At 67.3% G+C, this 22,309-nt stretch carries 23 protein-coding genes, 1 tRNA gene, 1 pseudogene and 1 riboswitch; of the genes and pseudogenes, 18 read left to right on the top strand and 7 right to left on the bottom strand.

Features of this window, described 5'->3' with window-relative positions:
• Positions 1–9 precede the first annotated feature (9 nt).
• Positions 10–504, bottom strand: a complete 495-nt coding sequence (locus QQK83_RS11185; RefSeq protein WP_284264288.1) for a Hint domain-containing protein — start codon at positions 502–504, stop codon at positions 10–12.
• A 236-nt stretch (positions 505–740) separates the two neighbouring features.
• Between QQK83_RS11185 and QQK83_RS11180 the strand changes: the two genes are divergently transcribed.
• Positions 741–825, top strand: a tRNA-Leu gene (locus QQK83_RS11180).
• A 270-nt stretch (positions 826–1,095) separates the two neighbouring features.
• Here the strand turns inward: QQK83_RS11180 and QQK83_RS11175 are convergent.
• From QQK83_RS11175 to QQK83_RS11165, 3 genes are read right to left on the bottom strand one after another with little or no spacing between them, the layout of a single operon-like run.
• Complete coding sequence (locus QQK83_RS11175; protein ID WP_284264287.1) at positions 1,096–2,388, bottom strand: TRAP transporter large permease; 1,293 nt, start codon at positions 2,386–2,388, stop codon at positions 1,096–1,098.
• Complete coding sequence (locus tag QQK83_RS11170) at positions 2,385–2,885, bottom strand: TRAP transporter small permease (RefSeq protein ID WP_284264286.1); 501 nt, start codon at positions 2,883–2,885, stop codon at positions 2,385–2,387. The genes QQK83_RS11175 and QQK83_RS11170 overlap by 4 nt, the downstream gene beginning before the upstream one ends.
• A 59-nt stretch (positions 2,886–2,944) precedes the next feature.
• Positions 2,945–3,970 carry a TRAP transporter substrate-binding protein gene (locus tag QQK83_RS11165; RefSeq protein ID WP_284264285.1) on the bottom strand — a complete coding sequence of 342 codons (1,026 nt, stop codon included), beginning with the start codon at positions 3,968–3,970 and terminating at the stop codon, positions 2,945–2,947.
• 102 nt (positions 3,971–4,072) lie between these two features.
• Between QQK83_RS11165 and QQK83_RS11160 the strand changes: the two genes are divergently transcribed.
• The 12 genes and pseudogenes from QQK83_RS11160 to QQK83_RS11105 all read left to right on the top strand — a co-directional run bounded on the left by QQK83_RS11160 (position 4,073) and on the right by QQK83_RS11105 (position 15,838).
• Positions 4,073–4,633, top strand: coding sequence for a MarR family winged helix-turn-helix transcriptional regulator (locus QQK83_RS11160; RefSeq protein ID WP_284264284.1), 561 nt, complete (start codon positions 4,073–4,075; stop codon positions 4,631–4,633).
• Positions 4,634–4,693: 60 nt separating this feature from the next.
• Positions 4,694–4,779: riboswitch (glycine riboswitch) on the top strand.
• A 92-nt stretch (positions 4,780–4,871) separates the two neighbouring features.
• Positions 4,872–6,134, top strand: a complete 1,263-nt coding sequence (locus QQK83_RS11155) for a D-amino acid dehydrogenase (protein ID WP_284264283.1) — start codon at positions 4,872–4,874, stop codon at positions 6,132–6,134.
• A 140-nt stretch (positions 6,135–6,274) separates the two neighbouring features.
• A complete protein-coding gene (locus QQK83_RS11150; RefSeq protein ID WP_284264282.1) occupies positions 6,275–7,420 on the top strand; it encodes a muconate cycloisomerase family protein in 1,146 nt (381 codons plus the stop codon).
• A gap of 34 nt (positions 7,421–7,454) precedes the next feature.
• Positions 7,455–8,837: a benzoate 1,2-dioxygenase large subunit gene (gene benA / locus QQK83_RS11145; RefSeq protein WP_284264281.1), complete on the top strand. Its 1,383-nt coding sequence runs from the start codon at positions 7,455–7,457 to the stop codon at positions 8,835–8,837.
• A gap of 14 nt (positions 8,838–8,851) precedes the next feature.
• Positions 8,852–9,367, top strand: coding sequence for a benzoate 1,2-dioxygenase small subunit (benB, locus tag QQK83_RS11140; protein WP_284264279.1), 516 nt, complete (start codon positions 8,852–8,854; stop codon positions 9,365–9,367).
• Between the two features lie 74 nt (positions 9,368–9,441).
• The gene (gene benC / locus QQK83_RS11135; protein ID WP_284264277.1) at positions 9,442–10,464 is read left to right on the top strand and encodes a benzoate 1,2-dioxygenase electron transfer component BenC; all 1,023 of its coding nucleotides are present in this window, start codon (positions 9,442–9,444) and stop codon (positions 10,462–10,464) included.
• Positions 10,461–11,237 carry a benzoate diol dehydrogenase BenD gene (gene benD / locus QQK83_RS11130; RefSeq protein WP_284264275.1) on the top strand — a complete coding sequence of 259 codons (777 nt, stop codon included), beginning with the start codon at positions 10,461–10,463 and terminating at the stop codon, positions 11,235–11,237. The genes benC and benD overlap by 4 nt, the downstream gene beginning before the upstream one ends.
• Before the next feature lie 48 nt (positions 11,238–11,285).
• Positions 11,286–12,467 (top strand): ABC transporter substrate-binding protein, encoded by a 1,182-nt coding sequence (locus tag QQK83_RS11125; RefSeq protein WP_284264273.1) that lies wholly within the window; start codon positions 11,286–11,288, stop codon positions 12,465–12,467.
• Positions 12,468–12,532: 65 nt separating this feature from the next.
• Positions 12,533–13,402: a branched-chain amino acid ABC transporter permease gene (locus tag QQK83_RS11120; protein WP_284264271.1), complete on the top strand. Its 870-nt coding sequence runs from the start codon at positions 12,533–12,535 to the stop codon at positions 13,400–13,402.
• Positions 13,403–13,406: 4 nt separating this feature from the next.
• Positions 13,407–14,411, top strand: coding sequence for a branched-chain amino acid ABC transporter permease (locus QQK83_RS11115; protein WP_284264268.1), 1,005 nt, complete (start codon positions 13,407–13,409; stop codon positions 14,409–14,411).
• A gap of 52 nt (positions 14,412–14,463) precedes the next feature.
• Positions 14,464–15,147, top strand: a pseudogene (locus QQK83_RS11110) (ABC transporter ATP-binding protein); the annotation flags it as partial.
• On the top strand, positions 15,140–15,838 hold the full coding sequence (locus QQK83_RS11105) for an ABC transporter ATP-binding protein (RefSeq protein WP_284264264.1): 699 nt from the start codon (positions 15,140–15,142) through the stop codon (positions 15,836–15,838). The pseudogene QQK83_RS11110 and the gene QQK83_RS11105, both read left to right, overlap by 8 nt.
• A gap of 33 nt (positions 15,839–15,871) precedes the next feature.
• On the opposite strand, the gene QQK83_RS11100 is transcribed toward QQK83_RS11105, so the two are convergent.
• Together QQK83_RS11100 and QQK83_RS11095 are read right to left on the bottom strand one after the other, a co-directional pair.
• A complete protein-coding gene (locus QQK83_RS11100; RefSeq protein ID WP_284264262.1) occupies positions 15,872–16,762 on the bottom strand; it encodes a LysR family transcriptional regulator in 891 nt (296 codons plus the stop codon).
• 94 nt (positions 16,763–16,856) lie between these two features.
• Positions 16,857–17,732: a dioxygenase family protein gene (locus tag QQK83_RS11095; RefSeq protein ID WP_284264260.1), complete on the bottom strand. Its 876-nt coding sequence runs from the start codon at positions 17,730–17,732 to the stop codon at positions 16,857–16,859.
• A 265-nt stretch (positions 17,733–17,997) separates the two neighbouring features.
• On the opposite strand from QQK83_RS11095, the gene QQK83_RS11090 reads away from it, so the two are divergent.
• From QQK83_RS11090 to QQK83_RS11070, 5 genes are read left to right on the top strand one after another with little or no spacing between them, the layout of a single operon-like run.
• Positions 17,998–18,378 carry a hypothetical protein gene (locus QQK83_RS11090; protein ID WP_284264259.1) on the top strand — a complete coding sequence of 127 codons (381 nt, stop codon included), beginning with the start codon at positions 17,998–18,000 and terminating at the stop codon, positions 18,376–18,378.
• A complete protein-coding gene (locus QQK83_RS11085) occupies positions 18,375–19,232 on the top strand; it encodes an alpha/beta fold hydrolase (RefSeq protein WP_284264257.1) in 858 nt (285 codons plus the stop codon). Before QQK83_RS11090 ends, QQK83_RS11085 begins: the two co-directional genes overlap by 4 nt.
• Before the next feature lie 13 nt (positions 19,233–19,245).
• Positions 19,246–20,100: a 3-oxoadipate:acetyl-CoA acetyltransferase gene (locus QQK83_RS11080; protein WP_284264255.1), complete on the top strand. Its 855-nt coding sequence runs from the start codon at positions 19,246–19,248 to the stop codon at positions 20,098–20,100.
• The gene (locus QQK83_RS11075; RefSeq protein WP_284264253.1) at positions 20,097–20,801 is read left to right on the top strand and encodes a CoA transferase subunit A; all 705 of its coding nucleotides are present in this window, start codon (positions 20,097–20,099) and stop codon (positions 20,799–20,801) included. Before QQK83_RS11080 ends, QQK83_RS11075 begins: the two co-directional genes overlap by 4 nt.
• Entirely contained in the window at positions 20,802–21,428 is a 627-nt protein-coding gene (locus QQK83_RS11070; protein WP_284264252.1) for a CoA transferase subunit B, read from the top strand.
• Between the two features lie 100 nt (positions 21,429–21,528).
• On the opposite strand, the gene QQK83_RS11065 is transcribed toward QQK83_RS11070, so the two are convergent.
• Positions 21,529–22,179: a lysozyme family protein gene (locus QQK83_RS11065; protein ID WP_284264251.1), complete on the bottom strand. Its 651-nt coding sequence runs from the start codon at positions 22,177–22,179 to the stop codon at positions 21,529–21,531.
• Between the last annotated feature and the right edge of the window lie 130 nt (positions 22,180–22,309).

Here is a 22,309-nt window from a genome sequence, read left to right as displayed (position 1 = left end):
TCTCGGGCGTTACGCGGGCACCCGCAGCGGATCGGCCGAGGCCAGTTCCAGCCCGTCGGCATAGAGCACCTCGGGCCTGCCGAAGCGCAGCGCGACACAGCTCTCGTCCTGCTCGAGGGTGGACAGGCGGACGTAATCGCCATCGGCCAGCTGCCCCGCGGGAACGCAGGCCTGCGCCTGCCCGTAGAGCGCCTTGGCGCGCCAGTCACGGATCAGGATGCGCTGCGCGGCGGGCAGCCACATGTCACGGTCCGGGCGGCCGCCGAAGGCATTGCGCGTCACCATCACGATCGGGGTGCCCGCGGGCAGGAGGACCCGGTCGGCGGCCATCAGCGTGCGTGCGCCGTGGCGGGTGATGATCCTGTCGCCGGGGTAGAGATGCTCGGCCGGCAATGCGCCGTCGAGTGTCAGGACAAGGCTGCAGGGCGCGAGGGCATGTGTGCCTTCGGCCAGTGCCACGTCCTCCACGCGCAGCGCCGCTGCGATAGGGGTCATGTCGGTCATGTCGAAACCTGCTCGGTTCTCGGCGCTTTGCACCGTTTTTTGCTTGTGACCGAATCGTAGCCTGTTCGAATCGGCTTGCACAGAAAAATCCGGCACGTCGGGCCGGGAAAGGTGGGGGTGTGGCATCGGGGCAGGCGGTCATGCCGTCAGCCTGCGCCGGGCCGGGTTTCGATCCGGTAAAGCCGCCGCTTTTGCCTCTCGCCCCGGCGGGTGAGCTTTGCTAAACCCCGGCGCATGCGGGTGTGGCGGAACTGGTAGACGCACCAGATTTAGGTTCTGGCGCCGCGAGGCGTGGGGGTTCGAGTCCCTTCACCCGCACCACGCTCCCTGCGGTTCGGTTCACGCATCCCTCGGGATTTGCGACGGTTTCGGGCCTGCCCATGGGCTTGGCGAAAAGGGTCGCACGCCGCCTTGCACGCCGGGTGACGGCCCGTCCGGCCGGGACCGCGCCGCCGGACAGTCCGGCTCGAGCGGTGCGGGTCACGGGCGCGGGGGCGCGGATGAGAGAGGCGGAGGGGCGGCGGCAGGCCGGGCCTCCGCAGAGGCGGGGCCTTGCGAAAACACCCGCCCCGTGGTCGGGGCGGGCGCGGTTCAGGCCACGGTCGTTCCCAGCCAGAGCGTCAGGGCCGGAAAGGCCAGCAGGAGCACGAGCCGCACAAGGTCGACCCCCACGAAGGGCACGAGCCCCCGAAAGATGCGTGCGACGGGGACATCCGGCAGCACCGCCTTCAGGACAAAGACATTCATCCCCACGGGCGGCGTGATCAGCGCGATTTCCGTGACCACGATGACCAGGATCCCGAACCACACGAGGTCAAAGCCCTGTGCCACCACGATGGGCGCGAACAGGGGGACGAAGATCAGGATGATCGCCATCGAGTCCATGACGCAGCCCAGCACGAGGAAGACGGCGAGAATGGCGAGGATCAGCCACATCCCTTCCAGCCCGGTCGCCTCGATCAGCCCGAGAACGCCCGCGGCAAGGCCCGAGAGGGTGAGCAGCTTGGACAGCATCAGCGCACCGAACAGCACCGTGTAGAGCGAGATCGAGGTATAGGCCGTGTCCACGATGACCCGGCGCAGCATCCGCCATGACATCCTCCCGCTGAAGCCCGCCACGACCAGCGCAAGGCCCGCGCCCATTCCGGCGGCCTCGGTCGGGGTGAAAAGCTTGGCGTAAAGCCCCCCGATGATCAGCCCGAAGATCAGCACGAAGGGCCATACGCCTGCCAGCGCGCGCCAGCGATCCGCCCAGCTGCTTGCCGCGCCCTTCGGGGCCTCGGACGGAGAGCGCGCGGCGATGAGCCGGATCGCGGCGAGGTAGAGCGCAAGCCCGATCAACCCCGGCACCACGCCCGCGACGAAGAGGTCGCCGATATTGGTCTGGGTCAGGATGCCGTATATGACCATGATGATCGACGGCGGGATCAGGATGCCCAGCGTGCCGCCCGCCGCGATGGTGCCCGCCGCCAGCGACTGCGAATAGCCGTAGTGCTTCATGCTGGGATAGGCGACCTTGGCCATGGTGGCCGCCGTGGCGTAGCTCGAGCCGCACACGGCCGAGAACCCCGCGCAGGACATCATCGTCGAGAGCGCGAGGCCCCCGCGCACATGGCCGACGAAGGCATGGGCGGCGCGGAACAGGTCCTGCGCGATGCCGGTCTTGGCGATGATGTTGCCCATCAGGATGAACATCGGCACGACCGCCAGGTCGTAGTTGAGCACCGCATCCGAGATGGTGAAGGGCAAGAGCTGCAAGGCGACGTTCCAGTTCACCGCCAGCCCGATCCCCGCGACGGAGACGGCCAGAAGCGCAAAGCCGAGGGGAACGCGCAGAAAGGCCAGCCCGATGGCGGCCAGCATGGACAGGGCACCGACGATCACAGCGGATCCTCCTCGTGGGTGTCGTCCGCGTCGACCATCGGGCCCGTCAGGGCGATGGCGGCGGCCGCAACGGCGGAAAGGGCGAAACTCGCCCCGATGAACAGGTAAAGCGGCTCGCGCGGAATGCGCAGCGCCTGGCTGACTTCCGAGATGCGGGCGGCGTTCAGGCCGTGGCGCACGAAGAGCCACGCCAGAAGGCACAGTGTGCCGACCACCAGCACGGCGGTCAGCGCCCGCCACCACCCCATCCAGGCCTGTCCGATCAGCCGGTCGAACAGGTCCACGGTCAGATGCGCGCCCGCCACCGTCACCAGCGGCAGACCGCTGAAGACGACCAGCGCCATCAGGTGCTCGGTGATGTCATGTGCGCCGTAGATCGGCGCGCCGAAGAGGCGGCGACCGATCACATCGGCAAAGGTCAGCGCGACCATGGACATCAGGACGATGGCCATGACCGTCTCGACCGTGCGCCGCAGCGCCCAGGCGATTGAAAGCATTTGGGTATCCTCCCCGAAAACGGGACGGGGGCAGCCCCCGCCCCGATGCACCGGACGCCTTATTCGGCGGCCTGCGCCTCGTAGGTCTCCATGTAGAAGCCCATCGCGGACTCGGGGTCGGCAAGGCCCGCTTCGCGCGCGGCGACGACCCAGTCGGCGACCATCGCGTCGCGGATCGTGGCGACGGCGCCGATCAGCTCGGGCGAGGCCTCGGAGATGGTGTGACCGGCGGCGGCCAGCGCCTCGGCCGCGGCGGGGTTCTGGGCGTCGAACTGGCGACCCCAGGTGGCCGAGAGCGCCTCGCCCGCGATGGCCTCGATGGCGGCCTGGTCGGCGGGGGCGATGCTGTCCCAGCGGGCGGAGTTCATCACCACGAAAAAGGCGGCGTCGTAGAAGCCTTCGGGGAAGATCGTATGGTGGGTCAGCGCCTCCTCGAGGCGGAAGTTCACGACCGATTCCATCGTGTGCAGCGAGCCGTCGATCACGCCGCTTTCCAGCATCTCGTAGGCGCGCGTGGCCGGCGCCGCGACAGGCACCGCGCCCAGTTCGGTCAGGAGCCGCTCCTGGATCGGGCCGCCCATGCGGAATTTCTGCCCGGCGATATCGGCGGGCGTCAGCATCGGCGCGCTGCCATGGTGCAGCTGGCCGCCGCCGAACAGGCCCACGGCCAGCATCTCGACCCCGTCGAAGACCGGGAGATCCGCCAGGTGCGCCTCGTAGGTCCGCCAGAGCGCGACGCTCTGCGCCTCGGCATCCGTGCCGGCGTTGGGGAATTCCGCGAACCACATCGAGACGAAACGCTCGGGTTCATAGGTGAAATTGCCCCAGGTGATGTCCGCCACGCCCGTGCGCGCCAGTTCCCAGTGCTGCGCCGGGCCACCCAGCGGCGCGGGCAGGATCGTGACGGTCACGCGGCCCTCGGTCACCTCGGCGATCTGTTCGGCGAAGGGCACGAAGAAATCGGTGTGCAGGAAATGGGTCGGCGGCACCCAGGACGACATCGTCAGGGTCTGGGCGCTTGCGGCACCCGTCATCAGCGCAAGCGCCGTGGCAAGCGCGGTGCTGCGGTAAAGCGTGCGGGTCATGGTTGGATCTCCCTTGGGTGTGGCCCTCATCGCGGCCTTGCCGGCGCTCCTCCGTGCGGGTCGGTTTCGGCGTTGCGATGGTTGCAGTTTGAGAATAACGTCATGAGACTGTTGCATGCTGAGATCAAGGCGGCGATGATGCCCAAGGTATCGGGCGATACCGAAAGCATGTGCAGCGCGGGGTGGGGCAGGATGAGTGGTCAGAAAACCTTTCGGAACGAGCGACTTACCTACAAGCTCAACATCGTCGCGGATCAGGCCATCGCGGCGAACGACCAGATTTTCCTGCGCGAGACCGGGTGCAGCATCCGCGAATTGCGCGTGCTGCGGCTGATCGACGACACGCCCGGCACCAGCTTTCGGGACATTGCGCGCGTGACGGGATTCGAACGCAGCCTGACCTCGCGCCTGATCCAGTCGCTGATCGGCGCTGGGCTGATCGAACGCAGGAACGCGCCCGATGACGCCCGCGTCTTCGAGCTGCACACCACCCAAAAGGGGCAGGAGGTCCGCCGCATCGCGCGCGGCGTGTCGGACCTGTTGGAGGCGATCCTGACCGAGCCCCTGTCGCGGCCCGAGCTCGATGCGCTGAACGCGGTGCTGGAGCGTCTGGCCGCCTGGGTCAGTTCGGACGAATACCGAGATCGCCTGTCGGAGGAATAATTCTCATATCAAGATAATCTTGATTTGAGAATTTAATTCCGCTAGACCACACCCGCCATACCAGCCGTCCCGCGAGAGGCCGACATGATCGGCGCCGAAGGAGCAACCCCCCGGAACCTCTCAGGCAAAAGGACCGGGACGCGCAGGGCGATCTGAAGCGGGCCCGAGAACACCCGCAACAGAGGGGACCGACCCGCCGAAAGGCGGGCATGAAACCCTTTGGTCGCGGGAGGTTCACATGACCAAGATAGCCGTTATCGGCGCCGGCATCACCGGCGTCTCCACTGCCTCGAGCCTGATGGACCGGGGCCATGACGTCACGCTTTTCGACCGCAACCGCTACGCGGCGATGCAGACGTCCTTTGCCAATGGCGGGCAGCTTTCGGCCTCGAATGCCGAGACGTGGAACCGCTGGGCGACCGTCTTCAAGGGCATGCGCTGGATGCTGACGCGCGGCGCGCCGCTGTTGGTCAACCCGACGCCCAGCTGGCACAAGTACAGCTGGATGGCCGAATTCGTCGCCGCCATTCCCCGCTATCGGGAGAACACCATCGCAACGGCCCGCATGGCGATTGCCGCACGCGGGCTGCTGCGCGAGAAGGCCGCGCGCTACGGCTTCGGCTTCGACGCCGAGGATCGTGGCATCCTGCATATCTACACCGACCGGGCCGAGTTCGACCACGCGGGCCGTGTCACCGCGCTACTGGCCGAGGCGGGGCTGGCGCGCCGCGCCGTGACGCCCGAGGAGATCCGGGCGATCGAGCCCGCGATCACGGGCGATTTCCTCGGCGGCTATTACACGGAGAGCGATTTCACCGGCGACATCCACCGCTACACCATGGGCCTTGCCCAGGGCATCGCGGGCGAGGGGGCCGAGCTGCGCTTCGGCACCGAGATCGAGGCGCTGGCCCATGGCCCCGACGGGGTGCGCGTGACATGGGCCTGCGGCGATGACCGGCAGGTCGAGCAGTTCGATGCCGTGGTGATCTGTGCCGGCGTCGAAAGCCGCCGCTTCGCCGCCATGCTGGGTGACCGGGTGAATGTCTATCCGGTCAAGGGCTACTCGATCACCGTCCGCCTTGACGATCCGGCGAGCCAGCAGGCCGCGCCCTGGGTCAGCCTGCTCGATGACGAGGCCAAGATCGTGACCAGCCGCCTGGGCCGCGACCGGTTCCGCATCGCGGGCACGGCGGAGTTCAACGGCACCAACCTCGACATCCGCGATGACCGCATCCGCCCGCTGGTCACATGGTGCGAGCGGTTCTTTCCGGGCGTCAGCACCGAACATGCGATCCCCTGGGCCGGCCTGCGCCCCATGATGCCCGACATGATGCCCAAGGTCGGACCGGGCCGCCGCCCGCGCGTCTTCTACAACACCGGGCACGGGCACCTGGGCTGGACGCTGTCGGCGGCCACCGCCGAGATGCTGGCCGAGGCCGTCAGCGCCGACCCCGCCCTTGCGCCCGCGCGCCCCCACTCCCTGCGGATGGCGGCGGAATGACCGCCCGCGCCGCAGGCTCCGCCGGGGGTCTGCGGCGCATGTCGCCCGAGGGTATCGCCCAAGACCCGGCGCATCATCGACAGATCGCACCCCCCGCAAGCATGGTCCGGCTCAACGCAACGCCAAGAACGGTGACCCAAGTGACCACCATCGACCGTATCGACACCCTCATCCTCGATATCCCCACGATCCGTGGGCATGTCCTGTCGATGGCGACGATGCGGACCCAGACCGCGGTTCTGGTGCGCATCCGGTTTTCCGACGGCTCCGAGGGCCTGGGCGAAGGCACCACCATCGGCGGCCTGAGCTATGGCCCCGAAAGCCCCGAAAGCATCCGCTCGGCCATCGACACCTATCTTGCGCCTGCCCTGACGGGCCGCGCCGCCGATGACGTGAACGGCGCGATCCAGCTGATGGACCATGTCGCGCGCGGCAACCGCATCGCCAAGACCGCCGTTGAAATCGCGCTCTGGGACGGGCTGGGCAAGCGGCTAGGTGTTTCGGTCGCGCAACTGTTCGGCGGTGCCGTCCATGCCCGCCTGCCGGTGGCCTGGACGCTGGCCTCGGGCTCTTCCGACACCGACATCGCCGAGGCCGAGGCGATGATCGCCGCGGGCCGGCACGACATCTTCAAGCTGAAGATCGGCAAGCGCACTGTCGCCGAGGACGTGGCCCATGTCGCCCGGATCAAGGCGGCGCTCGGCGATGCCGCCAGCATCCGCGTGGACGTGAACCAGACCTGGACCCTGGCCGATGCCCGCCGCGGTCTGCCCGCGCTGCAGGATGCCGGGTGCGAGCTGGTCGAGCAGCCCGTCGCCGCCCGCTATCTCAACGCCATGGCCGAGCTGACCCGCGCCCACGAGATCGCCGTGATGGCCGACGAGGCGCTGAACGGCCCCGAGGATGCGCTTGCCGTGGCCACCCGCGGGGCCGCCGATGTCTTCGCCGTCAAGATCGCGCAATCGGGTGGCCTGAAGCGCGCGGCCGAGGTCGTGGCGATCGGGCAGGCGGCGGGGCTTGGCCTTTACGGCGGCACGATGCTTGAAACCGGCCTCAGCACGGCAGCCGCGCTGCAGCTCTTTTCAACGGTCGAGCGGCTGGACTGGGGCACCGAGCTGTTCGGCCCGCTCCTGCTGACGGCCGACATCCTGGCCCAGCCCATCATCTACCGCGATTTCCATGTCGAGGTGCCGCAGGGCCCCGGCATCGGGGCCACGCTCGACCCCGACAAGATCGAGTTTTACCGCCGCGACCGCACCACCCGCGTTGCGGCAGCGGGCGCATAGCCCGGACACCGGACACGCAAGGAGGAGACCCGCCATGTTCACCCAAAGCTCTCTCGACGATCTTGCCACCCGCGTCAGCGGCATGGTGCAGGACGATCCCGAAAACGGCATCTTCCGTGCCCGCCGGGACATGTTCACCGACCCCGAGCTGTTCGAGCTGGAGATGAAGCACATCTTCGAGGGCAACTGGATCTACATGGCCCATGAAAGCCAGATCCCGAACCCCGGCGATTACTTCACGCTGCACATGGGCCGCACGCCGGTGGTCATCACCCGCGACAAGGACGGCAAGCTGAACGCGCTGGTCAATGCCTGCTCGCACCGCGGTGCGCAGCTGTGCCGGTTCAAGCGGCGCAACCAGAAGACCTTCACCTGCCCCTTCCACGGCTGGACCTTCTCCAACACCGGCAAGCTCCTGAAGGTGAAGGACGCCAATGGCGCGGGCTATCCCGAGCAGTTCAACAAGGACGGCAGCCATGACCTGACCAAGGTGGCGCGCTTCGAGAACTACCGCGGGTTCCTGTTCGGCTCGCTCAACGCCGATGTGCAGCCGCTCGAGGACTACCTCGGCGAGGCGCGGCACATGATCGACATGATCGTGGACCAGGCCGACGAGGGGCTGGAGGTTCTGCGCGGATCGTCCACCTACACCTATGACGGCAACTGGAAGCTTCAGGCCGAGAATGGCGCGGACGGCTATCACGTGTCGTCGGTCCACTGGAACTACGTCGCCACCACCGCCCACCGGACCGAGGACGGCAAGGAGGACCAGATCAAGGCGACCGATGCCTCGAAATGGTCCAAGCAGCGCGGCGGGTTCCATTCCTACGAGAACGGGCACCTTCTGCTCTGGACGCAATGGGCCGACCCGACCAACCGCCCGAATTATCCGCGCCTTGCCGAATGGGCCGAGACGCACGGGAAGACCAAGGCCGACTGGATGGTGGGCGTCCTGCGCAACCTCTGCCTGTATCCCAACGTCTTCCTGATGGACCAGTTTTCCAGCCAGATCCGGGTGTTCCGCCCGATCAGCGTGGATCAGACCGAGGTGACGATCTACTGCATCGCCCCCAAGGGCGAACCGCAGGAGGCCCGCACGCGGCGCATCCGCCAGTACGAGGATTTCTTCAACGCGTCGGGCATGGCGACGCCCGACGACACCGAGGAATTCCGCGCCACCCAGCGGGGCTATGCCGGCGCGGCGCATGCCAAGTGGAACGACCTGACCCGCGGCGCGACCCAGTGGATCGAAGGCCCCGACGAGGACGCGAAAGCCCTTGGCGTCAACCCGATCCTGTCGGGCGCGCGCACCGAGGACGAGGGCCTTTTCGTCATCCAGCACGGCCAGTGGACCGAGCGCATGGCGGAGGCCATCGCCCGCGAACGCAGCCTTGCCGCCGCCGTCGCGGCGGAATGAAGGAGGATCAGACCATGACCATCACCACCCCCATCCGTGCCGATCTGTCCTTCGACGAGATCCAGGCCTTCCTGCACGCCGAGGCCCGCGCGCTCGACGACCGCGACTGGGACACATGGCTGGCCTTCTACCACCAGGATTGCCCCTTCTGGATGCCCGCCTGGGATGACGAGGACCAGCTGACCGAAGACCCGGCGAACGAGATGTCGCTGATGTATTACCCCAACCGGCAGGGGATCGAGGACCGCGTCTTCCGCATCAAGACCGACCGGTCCTCGGCCACCTCGCTGCCCGAGCCGCGGACGAACCACAACCTCTCGAACATCGAGGTTCTGGAGCGGGACGGCACCACGATCCGGCTGCGCTTCAACTGGCTGACGCTCTCCTACCGCTACGGCGAGACGGACCAGCATTGGGGCACGTCCTTCTACACCATCGACACGTCCGAGGGGCGCCCGCTCATCACCGACAAGAAGGTGGTGCTGAAGAACGACCGCATCCATCACGTGATCGACGTCTACCACATCTGATCCCCGTTTGCCGGGGCTGACCGCGCCGCGTGTGCCCGAGGAGGGGCCGCGCGGCCAAGGGAGGAATTTGCCAAATGACCAGCTACACCATCGCGCTCAACTTCGAGGATGGCGTGACCCGCGTCATCACCTGTGACGATGATGAAAAGGTGAGCGACGCCGCGTTCCGGCAAAAGATCAACCTGCCGATGGATTGCCGCGACGGGGTCTGCGGCACCTGCAAGTGCTTCGCCGAAAAGGGCGACTACGAGCTGGAATTCTACATGGACGAGTCGATGTCCGACGAGGAGGCCGCCGAGGGCTACGTCCTGACCTGCCAGATGGTCCCGCAAAGCGATTGCGTGGTGCGGGTTCCCGCCTCCTCCGCCGTCTGCAAGACCGCGCCCGAGGCGGTGGCGGGCGAGGTTCTGGGGGTGGACCGCCTGTCGGACACGTCCTTCGGCCTGCGGGTGAAACTGGCGCGGCCCTTGGGCTTTCTGCCCGGCCAATACGTCAACGTCACCGTGCCCGGCACGTGCGCGCACCGGTCCTATTCCTTCTCCTCCGCCCCCGGCAGCGACGAGGCGAGCTTCCTCATCCGCAACCTGCCCGGCGGCGTGATGAGCGGCTACCTGTCCGAGCGCGCGGCACCCGGCAATGCGGTCACGCTGACCGGCCCGATGGGGGCCTTCTACCTGCGCCCCGTCACGCGGCCCCAGCTGTGGCTGGCGGGTGGGACGGGCCTTGCCCCCTTCCTGTCGATGCTGGAGCAACTGGCCGAGCAAGGCAGCGACCATCCCGTGACGCTTTACTACGCCGTCACCCGCGCCGCTGACCTGGTGGAGCTGGACCGCGTGCAGGCCTTGGCCGACCGCATCGGCGGGGTCGAGGTCATCACGATCCTTGGCGCGCCCGAGGATGACCACCCCAAGAAGGGCTTCGTCACCGACCATCTGACCGCCGAGGATCTGAAGGGCGGCGATGTCGATGTCTACCTCTGCGGCCCGCCGCCGATGGTCGATGCCGTGCGCGCCCATTTCGGAACGCTGGGGATCGAGCCCGCCAACTTCTTCTACGAGAAGTTCAACCCCACCGAAGCCGAGGCGGCGGCGGCATGACGCGCTTCGCCGACAAGGTGATGGTCGTGACCGGTGCCGCCCAAGGCATCGGCCGCCGCGTCGCCGAGCGCGCCGCCGCCGAGGGCGCGGCCGTGCTGGTCGTCGACCGCTCGGAGCACCGCGACGAGGTGGTCGCGGCGATCCGCGCCGAGGGGGGCGTGGCCCATGCCTTTGCCGCCGATCTGGAAACATGGGAGGGCTGCGAAGCGGCCATGGCCGAGGCGGTGCGCCACTGGGGCCGGATCGACATTTTGGTCAACAACGTCGGCGGCACGATCTGGGCCAAGCCCTATGAGCAGTACGAGCCGCAGCAGATCGAGGCCGAGCTGCGCCGCTCGCTCTTCCCGACGCTCTACTGCTGCAGGGCGGCACTCGACCACATGCTGCCGCGCGAACAGGGCGTGATCGTCAACGTCTCGTCCATCGCCACCCGCGGCCTGAACCGCGTGCCCTATGCGGCGGCCAAGGGCGGGGTGAACGCGATCACCGCGTCGCTCGCCTGGGAAGTGGCCGAACGCGGCATCCGCGTCGTGGCCACCGCGCCGGGCGGAACCGAGGCGCCCCCGCGCGTCACGCCGCGCAACCCCAACGCGGCAGAGGAACAGCGCGAGGATTGGTATCGCACCATCGTCGACCAGACGATCCAGTCGTCGCTGATGAAACGATACGGAACGCTCGACGAGCAGGCAGGCCCGATCCTGTTCCTGGCGTCGGACGACGCCTCCTACATCACCGGCGTGACCCTGCCGGTGGGCGGAGGCGATCTCGGCTAGGCCCGGAGGAGGGGCCGACCACCTAATTCAACCGGAGGAACCACCACAATGAAACGCGCTAATCTGGCGACCCTCGCGGCCGCCACCACCCTCGCTTTGCCTGCCGCCGCCCTCGCCGACGAGGTCGATATCGGCGTGCTTCTGCCCTTTTCGGGCGTCTATGCCGCGCTCGGCAACGAGATCGAGGCGGGCTTTGCCCTCGGCCTCGAGACCTATGGCAACGACCTCGACGTCGAGATCATCCTGCACCGCGAGGATACCGAGGTGACGCCCGCGACCGGCCTTGCCCGTACCCGCAAGCTGATCCTGCAGGATGACGTCGATGCCATCGTCGGCGTCGTCTCCTCGGGTGTTCTGGGGGCCGTGCGCGACATGGTCGACGGCGCGGGCGTGCCGCTGATCGTGGCCAACGCCGGCAATGACGCCGCCACCGGCGCGGAGTGCAGCCCGTGGATCACCCGCGTGTCCTTTTCGAACAGCCAGGTGAACCGCCCGATGGGTCGCTGGATGGCCGAGCAGGGGATCGAAACGGTCTACACGCTCGCCCCCGACTACGCCGCGGGCCGCCAGATGATCGAGGGCTTCACCGGGGCCTTCACCGAAGCCGGTGGCACCATCATCGGCAGCGACTACACCCCCTTCCAGCAGACGCAGGATTTCGGCCCCTATATCGCGCAGGCGCAGGCCTCCGGCGCGGATGCGCTCTTCGTCTTCTACGCGGGTGGCGAGGCGATTTCCTTTGTCAACCAATACGCCAGCTTCGGCGCGGCCGAGGATCTACCGCTTTACGGCTCGGGCTTCCTGACCTCGCAGCTCTACGTCGATGCGCAGGGCGCGTCGGCCGAGGGCGTCGTCACCGCGCTGCACTACGTGCCGACCATCGACAACCCGGAGAACGCAAGCTTCGTCGCGGCCTTCCGCGAGGCCATGGGGCGGGTGCCCTCGGAATACGCGGTGCAGGGCTATGACGCGGCCCGCGCGCTGGTCGAGGCGCTGGAAACCGGCGCGCGCGACCGCGAGACCCTGGGCGCGGCGCTGCGCCAGGTCAGCTTCGACGGGCCGCGCGGCGCGCTCTCGATCGACCCGGCCACCAACAACGTGGTCCAGCCGATCTACGTCTACGAGACGGTGCAGGGTGCCAATGGCATGACCCAGACCGTTCTGGCGCAACTGCCCGCCGAGGCGGACCCGGTGAACGGCTGCGTGATGCCGTCGCTGCCCACCAACTGAGGACCGAGGGCCGCCCGCATCCCTGCCGGGCGGCCCTTTTCCCATTCGCAACGCGAGGCGAACCAATGACCCAAGACCTGTCGTTCTGGACCTTGCAGACGCTCAACGCGTTGCAACTGTCCATGCTTCTCTTCCTGCTCTCCATCGGCCTGACGGTCATCTTCGGGCTGATGCATTTCGTGAACCTCGCCCATGGCGCGCTGTACGCGCTGGGGGCCTATATCGCGGCCTCCATCGCGGGCACGGCGGGGTTCTGGGTGGCGATCCTTGCCGCGCCCATCGGCGTCGCGCTGGTCGGTGTCGTCCTCTATGGCGGGCTCATACAGCGGATGCGGAAATCCGGGCCGATGGCGCAGGTTCTCGTGACCTTCGGCCTGATCTTCGCGCTGCTCGATCTCACCCGCATCCTCTGGGGCGATCTTGCGCTGGCCATTGCCACGCCTGCCGCGCTGTCGGGGCAGGTCGAGCTGCTCGGCGTGTCCTACCCCGCCTATCGCCTCTTCATCATCCTGTTGGGGGCCGCGATCTTTGGCGCGCTGGCGCTTGTTCTGGCGCGCACCCAGATCGGCGCGATGATCCGCGCGGGCGTCGACAATGACGCGATGGCGGCCTGCCTCGGCATCAACGTGGAACGGCTGTTCTTCGTGGTCTTCTGCGTCGGCTGCGCGCTGGCGGGGCTGGCGGGCGCGGTCGCGGCCCCGCTACTGAGCGTGACGCCGGGCATGGGCCTTCAGATCCTGATCCCCACGCTGATCGTCATCGTGATCGGCGGGCTTGGCTCGCTGAAAGGGGCCATCGCGGGCTCGCTGATCTACGGCTTCGTGCAGACCTTCGGCGCGGTGCTGGCCCCGCAACTCGCCTCGGTCCTTATCTACGCCCTTCTGGCGGCGGTCCTCGTGATCAAGCCGGTGGGCCTGTTTCCCGCGAAAGGATAACCGCATGTTCCGTCACACCCCCCTTCGCTACGCGGTGCTTGCGATCCTCGCCATTGCCGCGCTGATGCAGGCCTTCACCGCCGGATACTTCGGCCTCGAGATCCTGATCGAGATCCTGATCCTCTGCCTGCTCGTGCTGGCGCTCGATCTTGTCGCGGGCTTCGGCGGCATGGTCTCGCTCTGCCACGGCGCGCTGATGGGCGTGGGGGCCTATGCCTTCGTCGCGCTGAACGTGCTGGCGGACCTCGACCCCTGGCTCGCCGCGCTGGGAGCCGTGGCGATCACCGCCGCCGCCGCCTGGATCATCGGCGCAATCTGCGCGCGCAGCCATGGCATCTACTTCATCATGGCGACGCTGGCCTTCGGGCAGATGGCCTATTCCTACGTCTTCGAGTCGCCACTCTTCGGGGGCGATGACGGGATGGGCGGGATCGACCGCTTCGACCTGAGCGCCATCGGCCTCGACCTCAACGACAGCCGCAGCTTCGCGCTGTTCTGCCTCGCCGTCCTGGCCGCCGCCTATCTTTTCGCCACCGCCATCCTGCGCTCGGGGCTTGGCCGCTCGCTGGCGGGCGTCATGCACAACGAGAAGCGGATGAAGGCGCTGGGCCTGAACACCTGGCGGATCAAGGCTGATGTCTTCGGCCTGTCGGGCATCATCGCGGGCGTCGCGGGGGTGCTGGCCGCCCAGCACATCATGTTCATCTCGCCCGGCCTGATGAACTGGACCGTCTCGGGCGAGGCGCTGGTCGTCGTGATCCTCGGGGGCTTGGGCACGCTGGTCGGCCCGCTGGTGGGCGCCGCGGCCTTCGTCGTGATGAAGCACGAGCTGGGCGAGGTCACGACCTATTGGCACCTCGTCGTCGGCGTCATCCTGATCGCCGTCGTGATGAGCCGCGCCAACGGCATCTTCGGCTGGGTCGAGGCGCGCTGGGGCGACCGCATCGAACGCCGCCTGACCGACGCCACCCGCAGCCCCGCACAAAAGGAGGTTTCGACCGATGCTTGAGACGCGTTCCCTCACCAAGAGCTTCGGCGCGGTGCATGTCACGCGCTCGGTCTCGCTCAAGCTCGAACGCGGCGAACGCCGCGTGATCCTTGGCCCCAACGGGGCGGGCAAGACCACGCTCTTCAACCTGCTGGTGGGCGAGCTGACGCCCGACGGCGGCAGCGTGCATCTGGCGGGCGAGGATGTGACGGCGCTTTCGGTGCCGCGCCGCGCGCGCAGGGGCCTGTCGCGGAGCTACCAGAAGAACACGCTCTTCGACGGGCTGACGGTCGAGGAGAACCTCGCGCTGGCCGCCGCCGTGCCCACGGGCCACGCAACCCGGCTCTGGTCCGACAGCCTGCGCCAGCCCGAGATCCGGGACACCGTGGCCGAGGTGGCCGAACAGGTGAACCTGATGCCCCACCTGCATGCGAAGGTGTCGGAGATCAGCTACGGCGTGCGCCGCCAGCTCGAGGTCGGCGTGGCGCTGGCGACCCGTCCGCTTGTCCTGCTGATGGACGAGCCGACCAGCGGGGTGGGGCCCGAGATGTCCAAGGGGTTCCATGACCTTCTGAACAACCTGCCGCGCGATCTGACGCTTCTGATCATCGAGCACGACATGGACCTGGCCTTTGCCGTGGCCGACACGATCACCGTCCTGAATTACGGCGAGGTGGTCTTCGACGGCCTGCCCGAGGAGGCGCGGGGATCGAAGCTGCTCAAGGACATCTATCTGGGGAGTTGGGAAGATGCTTGATCTGGATGCCGTCTCGTCGGGCTACGGCGAAACACAGGTGCTGCACGGGTTGAGCCTGCGCGCCGAACAGGGCCGGGTTCTCGCCATCCTCGGCCGCAACGGCGCGGGGAAGTCGACGACGCTCAAGACCATCATGGGGCTGTTGCCGACCAAGGGCGGCACGATCACCTTTGACGGCCGCGCGATGCCCGCGCGCCCCTTCGACGTGGCGAAATCGGGCATCGCCTATGTGCCCGAGACGCGGGACATCTTCCCCTCGCTCACCGTGCGCGAGAACCTCGAGATCGCCGCCGCGCGCTTCGGGGGCAAGGGCGCGGAGTGGACGATCGACCGCGTGGTCGACCTGTTCCCGCGTCTGGGCGAGCGGATGAAGAACGGCGGGGCGGAGCTGTCGGGCGGCGAGCAGCAGATGCTGGCCATCGCCCGCGGCCTGTTGATGAACCCGCGGCTTCTGATCCTCGACGAGCCGACCGAGGGGCTTGCGCCCATCATCGTCAAGCTGATCCACGACAAGCTGATGGAGCTGAAGCGCGCGGGCCTGTCGATGGTGCTGGTGGAGCAGAATTTCGGCTTCGCCACCTCGCTGGCCGATGACGTGGCCGTGGTCAGCAAGGGGCAGGTCGTCTGGACCGGCAGCCCGGCCGAGATCCGCGCCGACGAAGAGGTGCAACACCGCTGGCTCGGCGTCTGAGCCACAGGGCGGCCCGCGCGGCCGCCCGTTCTTCTACAGGATCTTGCGCGCCACCTTCTGCGCCAATTGCACGAAGTTGCGGACATGCACCCCCTGGTCGTCCAGCCGATAGCTGACCGACAGGGCGGTGCGCGCGATCTCGGGCTCGATCTTGAGGAATTTCATCCCCTTGCGCGGCGCGTTCGAGACCGACTCGGGCACGATGCAGACCCCTTCGCCGACCGACACGAGGCTGAGGGCTGTCTGCAGGTCCATGCACCAGACCCGCATGGGAACGGTGAAGCCCGCCGCCTCGCAGGCGTTCAGCACGAAATCCGCGTAGCTGGGGCGCGGATATTCCGGGTAGAGGATCAGGTTGTGGGTTTCCAGCCGCTCCAGCCTTGCCACCGTGCGACCGCCGGTATCGACCACGTCGGGCAGGGCGAGGATCAGCTTTTCCTCCAGCAATTCCCGCGTGACGAATTCCGCATCCTTCAGCGCGGGCCGGGCAAAGGCCACGTCGATCTCGCGCGAGACCAGCGCGCGGTGCAGCTGCGCGTTGTTCATCGGGATCAGCGACAGGTTCACCTCGGGGTAATTCGCGCGGAAGGACCGGATGATGTTGGGCAGGATGCCGAAGGTGGCGGAGCCCACGAACCCGATCCTGAGCCGCCCCTCGGCCCCCTGGCCCAGGCGGCGCACCTCGAGCCGCGTATCCTCCAACTGCGCGAGGATCGACTTTCCCCGCTCCAACAGGCGCTCGCCCGCCTGCGTCAGCGTGATGGCGCTGCGGCCGCGGTTGAACAGGATCGCGCCCAGCTCCTCCTCCAGCTGCTTGATCTGGCGACTGAGCGGGGGTTGCGCCATGTCCAGCCGCTCGGCGGCGCGGCCGAAATGCAGCTCTTCGGCCACGGCGATGAAATAGGTCAGTTGACGGAAGTTCATCGCGCATCCTCCATGGTGGTTGCGGGCATCATGTTCAAAAAAGAAGGCCCCCGGACGGAAATCCGGGGGCCAGTCTCAGGGAGAGTTCCGGCGATCACTCGGCCGCGACGGCCTGCTCTGCGGCAGCCGTCTTCAGGACGAAGTCGAAGGTGAAATGCAGGTCCGTGCCCAGCTCCTTGGCGGCGGGGTGGAACTTGCCGATCAGGCTTTCCTTGACGGCGAAGACGCTGTCTTCGTCGAGCCACTTGCTGTCGGCGTCGTAGATCTGGCTGATCAGCGGGCGATAGCCCTCGCGCGAGATGATGAAATGCATGTGGCCGGGGCGGTTCGGGTGGTGGCCCATGAAGCGCAACAGCTCGCCCGCGGTCTCGTCATCCGGGATCGGGTAGGGCACGGGGCGCACGGCGACAAAGGCGTAATGGCCGGTCTCATCCGTCTCGAAACGGCCGCGCAGATTGTATTCCGGCTGGTCGGGGTCGAGGTTCTCGTAGATGCCGTTGGGCGCATCTTCCCAGACATCCATCGTGACACCGGCGATGCCGCGGCCCGCCTCGTCGCGGACATAGCCCTCGAAATACACGGTTTCCTCGTTGTCGTAATGCTTCTGGATGGTCGAGGCACCCTTGGGCAGCACCGGCGGGTTCTCGCGGTAGAACGGCCCCAGCACGGTCGACTCGCTCTCGCCGCCTTCGACCGGGTTGGTCATCATGTCGACCAGCACCTCGATGCCCAGGATGTCGCCGAGCAGGATGAACTCCTGCCGGTTGTCGTTGCACAGCTTGCCCGCGCGGGCGAGGTAATCGCAAGCCGCGAGGAATTCGTGGTGCTGAAGCTTCACATCCTTCACGAAGCCATGCAGGTGGCGGATCAGGGCGGTGGCGATCTCGCGCTCGCGCTCGGTGATCTCGCCGTGCTTGCCGAGGCTCGCGATCACGACGTCGGTGATGTTCTGTTCGTTGACGATGCCCATGGCTTCAATCTCCTCCTGGCATGGTTGCGTCGGGTCACGGGACAGGCCCGTGTGCCCCCCGTTGCCCGACATCCTGCGCCCGATGCCGCCCCTCTTCCCATGCCTTCCACGGTATCGGGTGATACCGTATCATGTCAAGATGATCTTATTATGAGAATGAAAGCCCCGCAGCGTCCGGGTATCGCCTCATACCGCTGGCGGCATGGCCGCATCCCGTCGCGCCGTGGCACCAGGGCCGGGAGAATTCGCAAGGACGGAGGCCAGAATGCTCACGACCTTCCGGGGGGTTCAGGACCGCCTGAACGCCACGCCCCATCTGATCCGCCTCGGGCGGCTGTTTTCGGAAACCGTGCTGATCGAGATCGACGGGCAGGAGGTCTACCTGACCTTCGACCGTGGCCGCCTTGCCGAGGTGACCGAGGGCCCCAGCCGCAAGACGCCCTGGCGCTTCGCGCTGCGCACCGATGCCGAGGCGCTGGCCGAGTTCTGGCAGGCGCGGCCCCGGCCCGGCTTCCACGACATCTTCGGGCTGGTGAAAATCGGCCGCGGGCGGATCGACGGCGATATCCTCTGCCTCGTCAAGAACCTGCGGTTCTTCAAGGAAATCATGGCGCTTCCCCGCGCCGGGCAGGAGGGCGCGGCATGAGCTTCGAACCGATCACCGGTCGTTACCTGACCGTCACCATCGCGGGCGCCCCGCGCCGCATCTACATCGAGGAGGCAGGCGCAGGCCGCCCCGTCCTCTGCCTGCATACGGCGGGGGCGGACACGCGGCAATGGCGGCACCTGATGAACGACGCCGCCGTGACCGAGGGCAACCGCCTGATCGCCTTCGACATGCCGTGGCATGGCAAATCCCTCCCGCCCGAGGGCTGGGAAAGCCGGGAATACCTGCTCACCACCGAGGCCTATATCGAGACGGTTCTCGCCGTGGTCGGGGGCATGGGCCTTGACCGCCCCGTGCTGGCGGGCTGCTCCATGGGTGGGCGGATCGCGCTGCAACTGGCAGCCCTCCACCCCGACCGTTTCTCGGGCTTCATCGCCATCGAGGCCTCGGATTTCCAGCCCGCCTGGTATGACATCGACTGGTTCCACCGCCCCGACGCGCATGGCGGCGAGATGGGCGCGGCACTGGTCTCGGCCAATATCTCGCCCCATGCGCCGCCCGTGGAACGCTGGAACACGCTGTGGATGTTCATGCAAAGCGGCCCCGGCGTCTTCCGCGGCGATCTGAGCTTCTACACCAGGGACGACAGCCTGATTGCCCGGCTGGGCCGGATCGACACCGGCAAGACGCCCGTTCACCTGCTCGTCGGGGCCTATGACCTGACCTGCACGCCCGAGGACGCGCGCCGCACCGCCGAGGCGATCCCCGGCGCGACGCTCGCCGTGATGGAAGAGCTCGGCCATTTCCCGATGAGCGAACACCCCGAGGGGTTCCGCCCCTTCTTCCTCGACGCGCTGGCGCGGATGCCGCGGCCCCGCGCCGCAGCCGCCTGAGAGGCACAGAGCCATGACCAAACCCTGCATCATCTGCGTCGCCATCACCGGCTCGCTGCCGACCAAGGCGAACAACCCCGCCGTGCCGATCACCGTGTCGGAACAGGTGGAAAGCACCCACGAGGCCTTCGAGGCCGGGGCGAGTATCGTCCACGCGCATGTGCGCAACGACGACGAAACGCCCTCCTCGGACCCCGAGAAATTCGCCCGGCTGAAGGAAGGGCTGGAAAAACACTGCCCCGGCATGATCGTCCAGTTCTCGACCGGTGGCCGGTCCGGCGCAGGGCAGGCGCGCGGCGCGATGCTTCCGCTCCGCCCCGACATGGCGTCCCTGTCTGTCGGCTCCAACAACTTCCCCACCCGCGTCTACGAGAACCCGCCCGAGCTGGTGGATTGGCTCGCAGCCGAGATGCTGGCCCATGACGTGAAGCCCGAGATCGAGGCCTTTGACCTGAGCCATATCCTGAAAGCCAAGGACATGGCCGACCGCGGCCAGCTCAAGGGCACGCCCTATGTGCAATTCGTCATGGGCGTGAAGAACGCGATGCCCGTCGACCGCGACGTGTTCGACTATTACATCCGCACGGTTCACCGCCTGTTCGGCCCGGACGCGCCATGGTGTGCGGCGGGCATCGGCAAGCACCAGATCACGCTCAACGAATGGGCCATCGCCGCGGGCGGCCATGCGCGCACGGGGCTCGAGGACAACGTGCGGCTGGACCGCGACCGCCTCGCGCCGTCCAATGCCGCGCTTGTCCGCCGCGCGGTGGAGATGTGCGAGAAGAACGCGCGCCCCGTCGCAACATGGCAAGAGGCGCGCGCGATCCTCGGGCTGCGCCTGCCCGCCGAAGCGGAGGTTGCGGCATGAAGAAGCTCTACGGTTCGGCGGCCGAGGCGCTCGACGGGGTTCTGTTCGACGGGATGCTGATCGCATCGGGTGGCTTCGGCCTGTGTGGTATCCCCGAGCTTCTGATCGACGGCATCGTCGAGGCGGGCGTGAAGGACCTGACCGTCGCGTCGAACAACGCAGGCGTGGACGATTTCGGCCTCGGCAAGCTCTTGGCGACGCGCCAGGTGAAGAAAATGATGTCCTCCTACGTCGGCGAGAACGCCGAGTTCATGCGGCAATACCTGTCGGGCGAGCTGGAGCTGGAATTCATCCCGCAAGGCACGCTCGCCGAGCGGATGCGCGCGGGCGGCGCGGGCATTCCGGGCTTCTACACCAAGACCGGCGTCGGCACCGTGATCGCCGAGGGCAAGGAGGTGAAGGAGTTCGACGGGCAGGAGTATATCCTCGAGCGCGGCATCTTCGCGGACCTTTCCATCGTCAAGGCGTGGAAGGCGGACGAGACGGGCAACGCGATCTTCCGCAAGACTGCGCGCAACTTCAACCCGCCCGCGGCGATGTGCGGGAAGGTCTGCATCATGGAGGTGGAGGAGATCGTGCCGACAGGCTCGCTCGACCCCGACGCGATCCACCTGCCGGGGATCTATGTCCACCGCCTGATCCGAGGGCAGCACGAGAAGCGGATCGAGCAAAGAACCGTTCGGCAGAAGGAGGCCGTGTGAATGCCCTGGGACCGCAACCAGATGGCCGCGCGCGCAGCACGGGAGCTGCAGGACGGCATGTACGTGAACCTCGGGATCGGCATCCCGACGCTGGTGTCGAACCACATCCCCGAGGGGATGACCGTGACGCTGCAATCCGAGAACGGGATGCTCGGCATGGGGCCGTTTCCCTACGAGGGCGAGGAAGACCCCGACCTGATCAACGCCGGCAAGCAGACCATCACCGAGCTGCCCCACACCGCCTATTTCGACAGCGCGCAGAGCTTCGGCATGATCCGCGGCGGCAAGATCGCCATGGCGATCCTCGGCGCGATGGAAGTGGCCGAGAACGGCGATCTGGCCAACTGGATGATCCCCGGCAAGCTGGTGAAGGGCATGGGCGGCGCGATGGACCTGGTGGCAGGCGTGGGCCGCGTGATCGTGGTCATGGACCACACCAACAAGCACGGTGAATCAAAGGTCCTGAAGGAATGCACCCTGCCGCTGACGGGCAAGGGCGTGGTGGACCTGATCATCACCAACCTCGGCGTGATGGAGGTCGTCCCCGGCGGGCTGAAGCTGCTCGAGCTGGCCGATGGCGTCACCGAAGAGGACTTCCGCGCGGCGACCGAGGCGCGCCTGGTGTAGGGGCAGGGGGCCGGGAGCCGGTGTCGGGATCGCGGGGGCGGGCGCGGGCGCGGGCGCGGGCCTTGCGGCCCGATGATCCGCAGGCCGTGGCCCCGGCGGGCTACCAGCGAAACCGGTCTTCCAGCACCCGCAGCACCAGCGCCGGTTCCGTCAGGGCGCGGTTGATCCCGTCTTCTCCGTAAAACGACTGTCCGGCCCGCGGCCCGCTGACCACCGGCAGGGCGGCCCAGATGGTCGCAAGGCAATCGGCCAGCGGCGCGGGCGGCGTCCGCGGGTCGTAGAAGCCGCAGTCATGCATCAGGAACCGCGCCAGATAGGTCTGCACCTCGCCGTCGAACACCAGCTCGCCCGAGATGCCGTGCCGCTCCACCAGGTCCCGCAGGGTCAGGTAGATGAACTGGTATCGCCCGACCGCCGAAGACACCGTGCCCATCGCGCGCAGCTGTTCCTGGTAGGCGATCACCTCGGACAGGGTCATGTCGGTCAAGGGCCTTGGCGGGGGCGCGGGCGCAAAGCCCGACACCGCGTCGAAGCCGTGGGGCGCCTCGAGATTGCCCATCAGGTTCAGGAACGCGACGTCATTCGCCCCGAAACTGAGGCCGGGTGCCTGTCGTGACGCAACGTCATCCTGCGCCATGGCGGCCGCGGCCCCCAGCCAGAGCCAGCCGATGACCGCTGCAACGGCGGACCGGACGCGTCGGCCATGCCCGCCGGGGCGCAGATGTGGGGCCGGGCAATGTCTCAATTCCACTTAACCTTTGTTAACTTTTGATGTAGGCGCTTGTCATTGGATACAATGTAGTCTGCGCCTCCGGCAATGCACCCGCCCGGAGGCAGGCTTTCGCGGCAGGGAAGAACATGCTCCGGTTTGGGAAGAACCA

The sequence above is a fragment of the Roseicyclus amphidinii genome (assembly GCF_030163755.1).
In the GTDB taxonomy this organism is placed as follows: Bacteria; Pseudomonadota; Alphaproteobacteria; order Rhodobacterales; family Rhodobacteraceae; genus Roseicyclus; species Roseicyclus amphidinii.
Note: the sequence above shows the minus strand (reverse complement) of the source record. Positions and strands in the feature narration are given on the sequence as shown.